This window comes from Azospirillum sp. Marseille-Q6669 (genome assembly GCF_965111635.1).
Genome location: NZ_CBCOOP010000003.1, coordinates 762,962 through 775,540, shown reverse-complemented (window position 1 = coordinate 775,540; position 12,579 = coordinate 762,962). Strand labels below are relative to the sequence as shown.

Sequence of the window (12,579 nt, the reverse complement as noted above, 5' to 3'; positions counted from 1 at the left end):
GCACGCTTTTTTCAGCGCGACCCGGTCAGAACTCCTTCCAATCGTCCTCATCGGCGGAGGCGCGCTGCAGGGTCGCCGCGGCCGCCTTGCCCGCTGTCGCCGAACGGGCCGGAGCCGCCGCCTTGCGGGCCACCGGCTTGGCGGAGGCCGGCTTGGTCGGGGCGATGCTGCGCCGCAGAGCCGGAGCCCCGCCGCCTTGATGACCGGCGGGAGCCGCCATGAAGGCCGCGGCGTCCAGCTTGAAGAAGCTGACCAGCGACCGCAGGTCCGTCGCCTGGTTGGCGAGCGACTGTGCGGCGGCGGTGGTTTCCTCGACGAGGGCTGCGTTCTTCTGGGTCATCTCGTCCATCTGCGAGACGGTGGCGTTGATCTCGTCGAGCGCCGCCGCCTGTTCCGAAGACGCTGAGGCCATCTCGGCGATCAGCCCGGCGACCTGCTGGACGCCCGACACGATGCCCTCCAGCGCGTCGCCGGCCTTCTTGACCAGTTCCACCCCGTCCTTCACTTGGCTGTCGCTGTCGAGGATCAGGCCCTTGATCTCCTTGGACGCCTGGGCGGAGCGCTGGGCGAGGTTGCGCACCTCCTGCGCCACCACCGCGAAGCCTCGGCCCGCGTCGCCGGCCCGCGCCGCCTCCACCGCCGCGTTCAACGCCAGCAGGTTGGTCTGGAAGGCGATCTCGTCGATCACCCCGATGATGTCGGTGATCTTACGGCTCGACGCCTCGATGCGCTTCATCGCGTCGATGGCCGAGTCCGCCACCGTCCCACCCGACTCCGCGGCGGTGCGGGCGTCGGCGGCCATGCCGTTGGCGCGCTGGGCGTTGTCGGCGTTGGAGCGCACGGTCGCCCCCAGCTCCTCCATGCTCGCCGCCGTCTCCTCCAGCGAGGAGGCCTGCTGCTCCGTCCGCTCCGCGAGGTCGCTCGACCCCAGCGAGACCTCGGACGCGGCGCCGGAGATCGCGTCGGTGGCGCGCAGGATCTGGCCGACGATCTCCGACAGCTTGGCGGAGGTGGTGTTGACGTCGGTCTTCAGCGTCTGGAAGGCGCCCTGGTAATCGCGCTCCACCCGCTTGTTGAGGTCGCCCTGGGCGAGCGCGCTGAGCACCGCGCCGAGGTCGGCGATGACCGCCTCCACCGTGTCGGTCAGGCGGTTGATGCCCTCCGACATCGTCCGATAGAAGCCGTCCTTGCCGGTCAGATCGAGTCGGCGCGACAGGTCGCCCTTCGACACGCCGTCGATCAGCGCGGCGATCTCCTCGCCGATCGCCGTCTCGCGGGCGCGCTGCGCCTCGTCGGCGCGGCGCTCGGCCTCCAGACGCTCGCGCTCGGCCTCGTCCATCGCCTTCTTCTGGATGGCGTTGTCCTTGAACACCTGCACCGCTTGGGCCATCCGCCCGATCTCGTCACGGTTGGCCAGCGCCGGAATGGTCACCGTCAGGTCGCCGTCGGCGAGGTTGGTCATCGTCTCGGTCATCGACACGACCGGCTTCACGATGGACCGCGCCACCGCCCAGGCCAGCAGCAGGCCGAACAGGAAGGCGCCGGCCGCGATCGTCATGTTGGCCGACAGGGTGCGGTCCATGCTGCCGGTGGTTTCGGCCAGCACAGCGTCGCGGTCCTTGCCCTCGATCGCGACGGTGCGGTCGGAGAGGTCGGCGAACTCGACGCCGCGCGCGCCCATCACGTCGACCAGCCGGGTGTTTTCCAGCATGACGGCGGCGGTCTCGCGGAACAGCGAGACGTAGCGGTCGGCCAGCTGGTCGGCGGCCAGCGCCGTGGCCCGGCGCGCCGGGTTGTTCAACCGCTCCGTCGCCCGGCGGATGGCCTCGCCGAAGGCGTCGTCGCGGGCCGACACTTCGGTGATGATCGACTCGTTCGGGCTGGTGAAGAAGCGCGACGCGGCCAGCCGCGCCATCAACAGCTGCTCCTGCGCGAGGGCGGCGTTGGCCGCCGCCTCGTGCTCGCCGTCGGCGATCAGGGTGGAGACGAGCTGCGACACGGTCTCGCGCGCCTTCTCGCCCGCCGGGACGAGCTGCTCGGCGTAGAGGCGGTCGCGGCGCAGACGAAGCTCCGCCAGCGTGTTGAAGTCGGTCACGTAGTTGGCGAAGACCTGGTTCATCCGCTCCAGCAGTGCGCGGCGCTCACCGGTCGTGCCGTCCAGGGCACCCCTTAGGTCCTTCACCAGGGTCGCCTGGACGGCGCGCACTTGGTCCGCCACCTTCGGGTCGCCGAACGTGTTGAAGGTCAAGGCGAGGCGGCGCATCTGGGCGACCTGCGCGTCGATGGAGCTGACCTGGATCGAGTGGTTGCTCACCGTCGCATAGGACTCGAAGCCGTCCCGCGCCACCCCGAGGCCTCTCACGCCGATCGCGACGACCACCGCCAGCAGCAGCAGAACCACGAGGAAACCGAAGTAAATGCGGGTTCCAACCTTGAAGCGCCCCGCCAGACTGCTTGTCTGCATCGACCTGATCCTTTGATTGCGATCCGGCGGCGCAGGGGAGCGTCGCCGCCAACCATCGCCGCCCACCGGCACCCCCGCCCCGATGCTGCCGGACCGGCGCTGCCTGTGGCGCGAACTCTATCCCATGCGACCTATCCGAATTTGATTATCAAAGTGTTTCCACACCAAGCTGCGGGCTCCAAATCACCACAATTCGACATAATCAGCACGCATACCGCGCCGTTTCTCTTCGTTTGTTTCCCAACCATCACGCCGGACCGGCACCGCAACCGGCACGCGCGATGCTGGCGCTCCCCCGCAATCGGTGTTTTCAGCATCCCGCTGCAACAAGGGCTCCAGAGAGTCCATATGCCATTATGCCTGTCCAAGTCATGGCATCGGCGCAGTAATCTCGGAGATTCCGCTTGCCTGCTGAAAAGTTCTGTGCAAACAATCCAAGCGACATTCTCAAATCCTACATATTTATTCGCAAGCATTGGAGTTCCGGGTCCATGAGCGAACCTGCGGCACGCAAAAGAGGGCGACGCGGGTCGCCCGAATCCTGGTCGGTCGACGCTCATGTCGGGCAGCGCGTACGCATGCGCCGCACCTTGTTGGGTATGAGTCAGGAGAAGCTGGGCGAAGCCATCGGCCTGACGTTTCAGCAGGTCCAGAAATATGAGCGGGGCTCCAACCGCATTTCCGCCGGAACGCTTTATCGCCTGGGACAGGTACTCGACGTTCCCGTCAGTTTTTTCTTCGATTGTTACGACGACCCGCAGGCACCGGTCGGAAAAACGCCCGCAGCGGACAACGCCCGGATCAGCGACAGTTCGATCAGCCGCCGCGAGGCGCGCATGCTTCGCTTGTGGCGGGCGGCACCGGAAGGCGTGGGCGACGAGCTTCTCTCGCTGCTGAGTTCCCTGTCCCCCCATCTGCATGACGCACGCGAGGACGAGCATGACGGGCCAACGGAAGCCGCGTCCTCGACCGCCATACCGGCAAGGACTTTCCCGCGCGAGGCGATCATGCTGACGGCCCCGGCGGCGCCGAAGGCCGTTCCGCCGGTGCCGGCCGGCAAGATGGTCCTGAAGGCCACCGTCAAGCCCCGCGCCAAGGCCGAGACGACGACCGGTGGCAAGCGGCGGCGTCACGGCGCCGTCTGGGACCCGGCGGACATCTACCGCGCTGGAAAGGCGCCCACCGGCAAACCCAGCAAGGCGTCCACCTGACGGCGGAACGACAATGGGGCGGCGCCATCGGACACCACCCCGCTGCCGGAAAACTCCAGGACGTCAGAATCAGAAACGCAGGATCGCCGCAGTCGAGGCACCGGACGGCAGTTCCGCCTTGGTCACCACATGCACCTCTCCGCCGCGCAGCAGCGTTTCCGTGGCGGCCTCCTCGACGAGGTCGATAGCGCCGTCCGTCTCGTGATGCAACGGGAAGGCCCGGTGATAGTCCTCCCGGAAATGGCCCCAGACCTTGTCGTTCTCAGCCACCAGAAGAACCCCGACCCGCCCTTCGCGCGCCGCCACCATCACGTCCTCGGCCCGCGTCGTCGTACGCTCCGCCGTGTTGCGGTCGCCGTAGAGGGCGTTGAACCGTTCCACCGCCGTCCGCCGCGTCGATTCGAACATCGGCCGGACCACCGCATAGGCGCGTCGATGCAGGTCGTCGATCTCCAGGGCATCGGGGTTCGTCACGACCCCCTCTTCCAGCATCCCCTGAAGATGCGCATCCCTGCGCAGATGCCCCTGGATTTCCTCGTCGGCCACCAGCACCAGCGGACCACGGAACGGTTTCAGGTGATCGCGCGCGCGGCCGGCCACCCGCCCGAGATACTCGATGAGATGGGCCTTGCGCAGTTCTTCCGGGTCTTCGCCGAAGTTGTGCGTCTTGACCATTGACACGCCGCCGCGGTCCGTGCGGTCGGCATGGCGGGCCGGCGGGGCTGAGTGAAGGTTGTTCTCGTAATTGGTTTCGGCATGGATTTCCGCGACGCCCTGCGGCAGGTCGGCATCCTCCTCCGCGATGCCGTGGCGCGTGGCGCAAAACAGGCGGGCCCGCCCGGCAGTGACGGCCAGGATCATGAAGGCCCCGTCGTCCGCCAGCAGCGGCAGCAGGGGCCGCAGCGTGAAGCGGGAGTTGACGACCACCTCCTCCGGCAGTTCAACGGGCACGCGGTGGATGGCCGACACGCCCTTGGCCAGGAAGATGGCCAGACCACGGTCCATGTGGCGCCAGAACTCGTTCTGCTCCAGCAGGTCGGACGCCGGTTTCAGGAAGGCTTCGGCGTCGGGCCGGCGCAGGCCGTGCTTCTCGCACAGCTGGTCCTGGGCCTTGGCAAGCAGGTTGCGCAGCCGGATCACGTCTTGGCGGATGTCGCGCCCGGCGATGTGGGTGGGCAGGAAGATGGACACCGCCGGGGCGGCATCGACGGTCAGGAGTCGTTCCAAGTCGTGTTTGCAGAACATCGCCTTCGTCGCCCTCCGTGTTGCTCGTTCGGGGAATTCCGATTGGAGCAACCGGCGCGTCGGGCCATGGTTCCGGGGTGCCTACCGACTGGGCAGGCGCCCGGAACAGGGCGTACGGCAACTCAGCCTATGACGCCCGCAGCGATGCGTCATCCACATGGGCCTGCAGGTCACCAGGTGCGGACCGGCCCGGTGTCGATGTGCACGAAGCCGCTGCGCGGGTAGTAGCCGACGCCGCCGGCCTCCATGCCGCGGGCCGCGGTGGCGATGGCCTTCAACTCGACATCCGGCAGCATCACGTCGATGGCCATGCCGCGGGTGTGGTAGCTTTCCTTCGCCACCCCGCGCGAGCGGCGGCGGGCCATGGCGTTGGTGCGGCGCGACCGGTAGCCGCAGATGACCCGGAAGGGCTCGTCGCTGTCCAGCGTGTGGTGCAGGCGGGCCAGGACGTCGAACAGGCGCGGATCGTAGCGACCGACCTGCTTGGCCCGATGATCGCGCAGCAACACGTCCAGCTTCTTCAGCGCGTCCGGTCGATAGGCGCCGTCGGCCCAATAGACTCCGCTGAACTGCTCGTTGGTGTTGATGTTGTGCAGGGCCAGTCGGCGGACGCCGCCGGCCAAGGGTGCCGCAAGGGCCGGCCCGGCGGGCACCAGGACCGGAACGGCCAAGGCGGTCAGGGTCGCGGCGGCGAAGGTCAGAAACCCACGGCGGCCAGTCTCGCGCCCATTCATCGGCGCGGCACGGTCGTCACTCCCCAAAAGCATCACTCCCTATGCATTTTGGTGATCGGGCCGCACCGTTCCAGCGCCGGACGGCCCCCTAGGGATTGTTCGAATAGGACCAAAATATTGTGGTCATAGCGAACGACTATTTCCTATAGGCTAGGGCTTGACCGGGATCAACCCGAAAATGGCCCGAATCGGTCACATATCGGCCTCCGGCGCCCCCACGCGCAATGGTTGCCCCCTGGCCGGAGGCCGTACGCCGATTTCCCGACCCCTGGAACGCGCGTCCCCGCCTCGCCGGACGGGGCTTCACGTACTACATTCGATAGAAAGCACGGGGGATCGGGCCACCTGTCAGCCGAGGACGGATCATGCACACATCCCAGAGGCCTACCGACCAACGACGCCGCCCGGCGCCGGTCCTGGCCGCGCTGACGCTGGCGCTGTCCGTGATCGCCGGCACGGCCGCCACGCCGACCACCGCCGAGGCGGCCCCCTACCGCGACACGCTGACCGGCTGGGCCGACCGGCTGGACGCCGCCGCCATGGTGCTGGAGGCGGAACCGGAGCGTCCCATCACCCGAATCGGGTCCGGACCGCTTCTCAAGAGGGGCAGCAGCGGCGAGCGCGTGGAGCGGCTGACGCAGCGTTTGGCCGAACTGGGTTTCCTCGACCGGCTGCGCCAGGGCGATCTGTACGACGAGGATGTGGACACCGCGGTGCGCGCCTTCCAGTTCAGCCAGCGCATGAAGGTCGACGGGCTGGTCGGCGGCGGCACGCGGGTGGCGCTGGATCGCAGCCCGCAAGAGGCCGCCGCCCAGATGCGGCGCAGCGCCCTGTCCATGCGCGCCTTCCGCGACACCGCGCCGGAGACCGTGATCCTGGTGAACCTGCCCAGCCAGACCACCACGCTGGTCCGTGACGGGGAGGAGGCGCTGACCATGCGCTCGATCGTCGGACGCCCGTCGCGCGAGACGCCGCTGCTCCAGGACCAGATCACCCACGTCATCGTCAACCCGACCTGGACCGTGCCGCCGACCGTCCTGAAGGAGGACAAGCTGCCCCTGCTGCGGGCCAAGGGCACGCCGGGCATCGCCAACGCGGTGGTCTATCTGGACGGCGCCCCGGTCGAGCCGGGCGTCGTGGACTGGCGCAACGTCTCGCCGCGCCGCGTGCGGATCGTCCAGCAGCCGGGCGATCACAACGCGCTGGGCCGGTACCGGTTCAACATGACCAACCCCCACAACATCTATCTGCACGGCACCAACGAGCCGCGGCTGTTCGACCGCGAGATCCGCACCGTCAGCTCCGGTTGCGTTCGCCTGGAGGACGCGCGCGGCATGGCCGAGGCGCTTCTGGCGACCGAGCATGTCTCGACCGCGCGGCTCGACCGCATGCTGGACCGGCAGGAGCCGCAGTGGATCAAGCTGACCCAGCCGGTGCCGGTGCGCTTCGTCTACTGGACCGCGACGGTGGATGACCGCGAAGCCGTCCGCCTGCACCCGGACATCTACGACCTGAACGAGGATCCCGCCCCCACAGCCGCGCCGGACCCGACCGGTCCGACCTCGGCCGATCCGATGCCCCCGGCCCAGAGAGCCTGAATTCAAGGAATTCCGTTCCGAGAAAAGCCATTCCAAGAAAAAAGCCCCCGCCGATTGGCGGGGGCTTTCTCGTCAGGTGGCCCGCAATTCGGTGTCGGACCCGGACGCCCGCCAGACCTTGGAGGCGGTCGGGCCGGTGTCGCCCGCGGTTTCCACATATTTCACCGGGTCGCCGGTCTTGAGCTGGTCCATGTCGACGTTCAGGCAGCTGTTCCGGTGGAAATAGAGCTGCGTCCCGGTGTTGGTCGTGATGAAGCCGTGATCCTCGGTCGGGTTGAGCTGCGAGACCCGGCCCGGCTGTTCCGGATCATGGACCTTCACGTCGCGGCGCATCTTGTCCTTGTATTCCTTCAACTGCCGCTCCGCGGCTTCGAAGGCGTCGCGGATCGAGGTGCGGGCGTCGGGGTTGGCGTAGCGCTCCTTCGCCTTGTTCGGCTTGCGGCTGACCACGATGTCCTGGCCCGGCACCATCAGCTCGATGTGGACGTCGAAGACGTTGCCGGTCTTGTGCTGGCGATGCTGGGCTTCCACGGCGACCCGCATGCCGACCAGCCGGTCGAACAGCTTTTCCGTCTTCTCCGCCCGTTCGCGGATGTAGGCCTCCAGCTCCGGCTGGGAGTCCATGTTGTGGAAGGCGATTTCCAGGTTCGTGTCCATGGGGGTCCTCTCTAAGCACGACGTGAGGAAAGCGGTGGGAGCCGCCGTCAGGAGTCGCGGGCCTGGCCGGGAATGCGGAATTCCTCGCCCTGGTCGGCGATGCCGGGCATCTCACCCTGGCTTTCCATGCTCAGCACGGGTTCGACCGGCTCGGTCCGCTCCGCGGTGTCGTCGGGACCGCGCGCCGGATTCGGGCGCAGGGTGTCCCGGTAATTGTCCTCGATGGCGATTTCCTCGCTCGCCAGTTTCCAATGGTCTTCGGCGCGATCCTCCGGACGGCCTTCACGCTCCCAGATCTGGTGAGCGCGCGCTCTGATCCGGCTTTCCAAATCATCCGCCATCCGGGCTGCCTCCTTTCCGTTCTTGTTCCGCGCCGCCCGCACCCTGCTGCGGGATAGGGCTTTGGGCCGGGCGCGCTCCCCGTCAACCGCGCCGGAACACCGAAGGTTCCTCCCGAAGGGATGATCGGAGCGGGCGAACCGATGGAGGCCGCGCCGTTTGAATTAATCCCGAAGGGGTGGTATTCGACGACGGCGACGATCCGGAGGAGAAACGTGTGAATCGGCCTGAACACGGACGCTCCCTCACGTCCTCCCTCCTCACGTGCATGCGCCGTTTCCGCTCCTCCCTGTTCGTGTTGCCGCTGGCCGCGGGAGTGCTGATGGCGCTCCCGGCTGGCGCCGCCCGCGCCGCCGATGGACCGTCGCTGCTGCAACTGGGCCTCTTCCAAAGGGAAGGGGATGCCTGGTGGGCGTGGGACAGCCTGCGCCGCCGCTCGCCCGATCTGGCGGACGGCCTCAACCCGGCGGTCGTTCCGCTCGACGCGCGGCGCCAGGGCGAGGGCGTCGCCCTGCGGGCCACCGCCCCGGTGGGGCTGGACGTGACGGCGCTGTGCCGCCGCATGCTCGGCGCCGGGTTCGGCTGCCTCGTCCTTGACGCCCCCTCCGCGCCGCCGCCCGCGCCTTCCCTGCCCGCGCCGCCTCAGGCATCGCCCCAAGCACCGGAGACCAGACCGCCCGCCGACAGCGCGCAACTCCCCTGCCCCGCCCCAACGTGGACGGCAAGGCCGACGGCGCGATCACCTACCCCCCGGAAGCCGCCCGGACCATGGCCGCCATCGAAAAGTCGGTGCGCCGCAAGGGCCGGCTGGGCGCGGTGATCCCCGACACGGCGCTCGACGTCATGCCGGCGACGCTGAAGGAGGAGGGTTGGAACCTCTGCGCCCTCACCTTCGACGACGGGCCGCACCGGGTGGTCACCCGCCAGATCCTGGACGTGCTGAACCGCGAGAAGATCCCCGCGACCTATTTTCCGGTCGCCAGTGTCGCCGAGAATCAGGGCGAGGTGATCCGCGACTTCATCGCCGCCGGGCACGAGATCGGCAACCACAGCCTGACCCACGCCGACCTGCGCGCCATGGACCCCGAGGCGCAGCGGCACGAGATCGCCGAGGCCAACCGCATCCTGCGCGGGTTCGGCGCCAATCCGGTGCTGTTCCGCCCGCCCTACGGGCGATACACCCCGGACCTTCTGGCCATCGCCCGCGAGGAAAGCATGAGCCCGGTCCTGTGGACCGTGGACACCCGTGACTGGCAGGTCCGCGACCCCGACCGCATCGTGCAGCATGTGAAGACCGAGGCGGGAACCGGCAGCGTGCTTCTGCTGCACTCCACCTACCCATCCACCCTCAACGCCCTGCCCCGTGTGATCGCCGCGATGCGCGCGAAGGGCTGCGAGTTCGTCACCCTGTCGGAATGGATCGAGCGGATGCACCAGATCGCCACGCCGGCGACGGCCATGGCCCCGACCCTGGTGAACGCCGGGGTGAACGCCGGGGCGAACGCCGCTGTCAAGGCCGTGGGGAAAGCCGGCGACGCGGCGCTCCGCACCGCCAATTGAACGGCGGTCGTCCGGTCAAGACCGTGCCCCTTACTTTCCGGTCTTCTGCTTGCGTATCTGCAGGTACTTGCGGATGGTCGCCTCGACCTCCGGCGGCAGCATGTTCCAGGCACCGGACACCGACCCGCCCTTGACCTCCTCGATGGTCACGGTGGCGGCGAAGCTGAATTTGCCATAGGCATCGTCGACCCGCAGCGTGATGCGCGCGGTCTGGCTGGGGATCAGGGACCCGTCGAAGCCGGTCGCCACGAATCCTTTGTGGCTGACTCCGGCCAAGGGAAAGCTCTTGCCGTCGAACTCGATCGCGTTCGACGGGCTCGCGGACGCGTTGGGCCGGCGCGGCGCCGCCTTCTTCTCGTCCTTGACGGTCACCTTCAGAAAATCGAACAACCCCATGCACAGCCCCCGCCGAACAGCGCCGTTCATCGCCACGGCGTCATCACTTTATGCGCGGACTTACAAAAGGGGGCAACCGTGATTTCCCCGACCGATGGCGCTTCAACCTTGCGGCGAAGCCGTCCTCTCACGGCAATCCGATCCGGCCGCCAGCGCTTCCTGAGCCCGCCGGACACACAGCAGGGCAAAGGGAAGCAAGACCACCAGCACCGCCGCCATGCCCACCGCCACAGCCAGCACCCCGACCATGTCGGCCCCGCCCAAATGAGCGGCAAGCGTCAGCAAAAGATGGAGGATCAACGCGGACAGCATCACCGCCGCCAAGGCCGGACCTGCAAATCCTTGCACGCGTCTGCACCGTGGCTCACCGGTCGCCGCGCGCCACGACCATCGCGGACGCGCCGCCGGGCAAGACGTCCCATAGACATCCAGCATGGGCACCCCTCCCGTCATCACTCATCCAGGGCCGGTTGATTTGGAGCAATACGGCAGGATGAGGCGCGACCACTATAGCGGCAAAAACGCGCGAAGCCTAAAATCTGAAGTACTTATTCTGATTGGACGGGCCTCACGCCAAAGGTTATGGGCCGGGGGCTGGGGTCCTCACCTCCCGCTTAGGCTCTCCACAGAGTCTGTGGATAACTGTGTTGACAAGGGCCGGCTTTTCCCGATTCGAGCCAAGCGTGACAAGGCCATAGCGCGAATTGCCCAAATTTTGGGCATGTCACACAAACCATTGAAATGCATTGCCTTTCCAGAACTGAGGGGGTGTTGCAGCGCTCACGCCTGTCAATCGGATTCTGATGCCGAACTCCCGGCGCGGCGATTTCGCGCGGGTCTGTGCCCTGTTGACAACTGAATGTCCGAATCCCCCGCATGGGGCACCCCGATCCCACCACCCCTCCTCCGGCCGATGGCGTTGGTTTGCCCAGCCATCCGTTCGCTGGTGTTACAATCCGGCGTTTCCTCCCGGGGTCAGGGTCACCGTGACCGCGGTTCCGCCGCCCGGCTTGCTGAAAACACGGATGCCGCCGCCCATACGCTCGATCAGAGCCTTGCAGATCAGCAGGCCGAGGCCGCTCCCCACCTCCCCGTCGGCACCGGGCGCGGCGTGGTGCGGATCGATGCGGAACAGATGGGGCTGAAGTTCCTCCGGAATGCCCAGCCCGTTGTCCTGGACCCGCACGGTCACCCGTCCGTCCGCCAGGGTGGACGACAGCATGACCATGCTTCCCGAGGGCGAGAAGCGCACCGCGTTCTCGATCAGATGCTTCAGCACCGTGTTCAGCGCGGACAGGTCGCCCAGCACCGGGGTGGCGACGATGCGGTTGACGATCAGGATATCGCGGGCACGCGCCCCCGGCTCCAGGTCCTCCAGCACGTCCTGGAGCAAGCCGCCCAGCTCATAGACGCGCAGTTCGAGCGGCACCTGATTCAGCTGCAGGCGGGACCACAGCGACAGGTTCTCGATGGTCCGCATCATCTGCCGCCCGGCGTCGCTGCACAGCGCCGCGTAAGCCCCCAGATGCGCGGTCCCCGGGGTGGGGCTGCCGCCCGCCGGATCGGGCGACGCCACGTCGGAGGAGATCATCTGGGTGGCGCCGAGGATGGCGCTCAGCGGGTCCTTCAGCTCCTGGCAGATCTGCCCCAGAAAGCGGTTCATGCGCGCGACCGCGTCCGCCAATTGATCCACCCGCAGGGCGCGCTGCGCCTCCTCTTCGAAACGGCGGGTAATGTCGGTCACGAAGATGCAGAAGCCCGGCGCCATCCCACCATCTTCGCCGTCCAGCCGTGAGTCGTTGAAGATCACGCGGAGCGGCGTCCCATCGGAGCGTGTCAGGGTGACGTCGTAGCTACGGTGCGGGGTCAGGTCACGGATGGCCGCCTGCCGCTCCAGAACGCCTCGGCTTTCCTCGGCCACATAGGCCAGCAGGTGGGTCCCGACCAGTTCCCCGGCCCGATAGCCAAGCAACGCACACAGCGCCGGGTTGACTGCGACAGTGATCAACTCGCCATCCAACACCCAGCAGCCCTGCGCGCTCTGATCCAGAATTCGCCGGCTCAAGGCGTCCCAATCGACCACCGGGTGCTTTGCCTTCGACAGCAGTGCCAGCATGCCACCTCCCGTCATCATCCTACGCGGGCGGTCACACGGCTGTGTGTGTTCGTGAATTTTCTTTCCATCCCGCCACGAATGATAAGCACGGGCGGCAGAAACCTTCAACAGAATGTGGGTTTCACCGATGTTATAGCGCCGTCATCGATTCACAATTTTCCGGAGTCGCAGTTTTCTTTTCAGTAACCGGACAGGTTTTCCAACATCTCGCCTCAATTTCTTATGACGCTTTTCATAGGCGGTATGACGATCGCATCAG

General features: G+C 67.1%; 12 protein-coding genes. 4 read left to right on the top strand and 8 right to left on the bottom strand.

Annotated features, from left to right (window positions below):
• Positions 1-25 precede the first annotated feature (25 nt).
• A complete protein-coding gene (locus ACWPXE_RS20965) occupies positions 26-2,464 on the bottom strand; it encodes a methyl-accepting chemotaxis protein (protein WP_454019315.1) in 2,439 nt (812 codons plus the stop codon).
• A 491-nt stretch (positions 2,465-2,955) separates the two neighbouring features.
• Here ACWPXE_RS20965 and ACWPXE_RS20960 point away from each other — a divergent pair, with 491 nt between their 5' ends.
• The gene (locus ACWPXE_RS20960) at positions 2,956-3,675 is read left to right on the top strand and encodes a helix-turn-helix domain-containing protein (protein ID WP_454019314.1); all 720 of its coding nucleotides are present in this window, start codon (positions 2,956-2,958) and stop codon (positions 3,673-3,675) included.
• 69 nt (positions 3,676-3,744) lie between these two features.
• Here ACWPXE_RS20960 and ACWPXE_RS20955 read toward each other — a convergent pair whose 3' ends face one another.
• Positions 3,745-4,902, bottom strand: coding sequence for a baeRF3 domain-containing protein (locus ACWPXE_RS20955; RefSeq protein WP_454019313.1), 1,158 nt, complete (start codon positions 4,900-4,902; stop codon positions 3,745-3,747).
• A 188-nt stretch (positions 4,903-5,090) separates the two neighbouring features.
• On the bottom strand, positions 5,091-5,687 hold the full coding sequence (locus ACWPXE_RS20950; RefSeq protein ID WP_454019312.1) for a DUF882 domain-containing protein: 597 nt from the start codon (positions 5,685-5,687) through the stop codon (positions 5,091-5,093).
• Positions 5,688-6,019: 332 nt separating this feature from the next.
• Here ACWPXE_RS20950 and ACWPXE_RS20945 point away from each other — a divergent pair, with 332 nt between their 5' ends.
• Positions 6,020-7,252: a L,D-transpeptidase family protein gene (locus tag ACWPXE_RS20945; RefSeq protein ID WP_454019311.1), complete on the top strand. Its 1,233-nt coding sequence runs from the start codon at positions 6,020-6,022 to the stop codon at positions 7,250-7,252.
• A gap of 72 nt (positions 7,253-7,324) precedes the next feature.
• Here the strand turns inward: ACWPXE_RS20945 and ACWPXE_RS20940 are convergent, their stop codons facing one another.
• Together ACWPXE_RS20940 and ACWPXE_RS20935 are read right to left on the bottom strand one after the other, a co-directional pair.
• The gene (locus tag ACWPXE_RS20940; protein ID WP_237903094.1) at positions 7,325-7,909 is read right to left on the bottom strand and encodes an HPF/RaiA family ribosome-associated protein; all 585 of its coding nucleotides are present in this window, start codon (positions 7,907-7,909) and stop codon (positions 7,325-7,327) included.
• 47 nt (positions 7,910-7,956) lie between these two features.
• Positions 7,957-8,250: a DUF2934 domain-containing protein gene (locus ACWPXE_RS20935; RefSeq protein WP_038526604.1), complete on the bottom strand. Its 294-nt coding sequence runs from the start codon at positions 8,248-8,250 to the stop codon at positions 7,957-7,959.
• Between the two features lie 320 nt (positions 8,251-8,570).
• Here ACWPXE_RS20935 and ACWPXE_RS20930 point away from each other — a divergent pair, with 320 nt between their 5' ends.
• Positions 8,571-9,068 (top strand): hypothetical protein, encoded by a 498-nt coding sequence (locus ACWPXE_RS20930; RefSeq protein WP_454019310.1) that lies wholly within the window; start codon positions 8,571-8,573, stop codon positions 9,066-9,068.
• The gene (locus ACWPXE_RS20925; protein ID WP_454019309.1) at positions 9,017-9,808 is read left to right on the top strand and encodes a polysaccharide deacetylase family protein; all 792 of its coding nucleotides are present in this window, start codon (positions 9,017-9,019) and stop codon (positions 9,806-9,808) included. Before ACWPXE_RS20930 ends, ACWPXE_RS20925 begins: the two co-directional genes overlap by 52 nt.
• Positions 9,809-9,838: 30 nt before the next feature.
• On the opposite strand, the gene ACWPXE_RS20920 is transcribed toward ACWPXE_RS20925, so the two are convergent.
• The 3 genes from ACWPXE_RS20920 to ACWPXE_RS20910 all read right to left on the bottom strand — a co-directional run bounded on the left by ACWPXE_RS20920 (position 9,839) and on the right by ACWPXE_RS20910 (position 12,320).
• Positions 9,839-10,204, bottom strand: a complete 366-nt coding sequence (locus tag ACWPXE_RS20920; protein ID WP_454019308.1) for a hypothetical protein — start codon at positions 10,202-10,204, stop codon at positions 9,839-9,841.
• Between the two features lie 102 nt (positions 10,205-10,306).
• Positions 10,307-10,528 carry a hypothetical protein gene (locus ACWPXE_RS20915; RefSeq protein ID WP_454019307.1) on the bottom strand — a complete coding sequence of 74 codons (222 nt, stop codon included), beginning with the start codon at positions 10,526-10,528 and terminating at the stop codon, positions 10,307-10,309.
• 625 nt (positions 10,529-11,153) lie between these two features.
• The gene (locus ACWPXE_RS20910; RefSeq protein ID WP_454019306.1) at positions 11,154-12,320 is read right to left on the bottom strand and encodes a PAS domain-containing sensor histidine kinase; all 1,167 of its coding nucleotides are present in this window, start codon (positions 12,318-12,320) and stop codon (positions 11,154-11,156) included.
• Between the last annotated feature and the right edge of the window lie 259 nt (positions 12,321-12,579).

Coding starts and splice junctions, on each gene's coding strand:
- ACWPXE_RS20965 (WP_454019315.1), bottom strand. CDS start 2,464: ATGCAGACAAGCAGTCTGGCGGGGCGCTTCAAGGTTGGAACCCGCATT.
- ACWPXE_RS20930 (WP_454019310.1), top strand. CDS start 8,571: ATGGCGCTCCCGGCTGGCGCCGCCCGCGCCGCCGATGGACCGTCGCTG.
- ACWPXE_RS20910 (WP_454019306.1), bottom strand. CDS start 12,320: ATGCTGGCACTGCTGTCGAAGGCAAAGCACCCGGTGGTCGATTGGGAC.
- ACWPXE_RS20925 (WP_454019309.1), top strand. CDS start 9,017: ATGGCCGCCATCGAAAAGTCGGTGCGCCGCAAGGGCCGGCTGGGCGCG.
- ACWPXE_RS20935 (WP_038526604.1), bottom strand. CDS start 8,250: ATGGCGGATGATTTGGAAAGCCGGATCAGAGCGCGCGCTCACCAGATC.
- ACWPXE_RS20950 (WP_454019312.1), bottom strand. CDS start 5,687: ATGCTTTTGGGGAGTGACGACCGTGCCGCGCCGATGAATGGGCGCGAG.
- ACWPXE_RS20945 (WP_454019311.1), top strand. CDS start 6,020: ATGCACACATCCCAGAGGCCTACCGACCAACGACGCCGCCCGGCGCCG.
- ACWPXE_RS20960 (WP_454019314.1), top strand. CDS start 2,956: ATGAGCGAACCTGCGGCACGCAAAAGAGGGCGACGCGGGTCGCCCGAA.
- ACWPXE_RS20940 (WP_237903094.1), bottom strand. CDS start 7,909: ATGGACACGAACCTGGAAATCGCCTTCCACAACATGGACTCCCAGCCG.
- ACWPXE_RS20920 (WP_454019308.1), bottom strand. CDS start 10,204: ATGGGGTTGTTCGATTTTCTGAAGGTGACCGTCAAGGACGAGAAGAAG.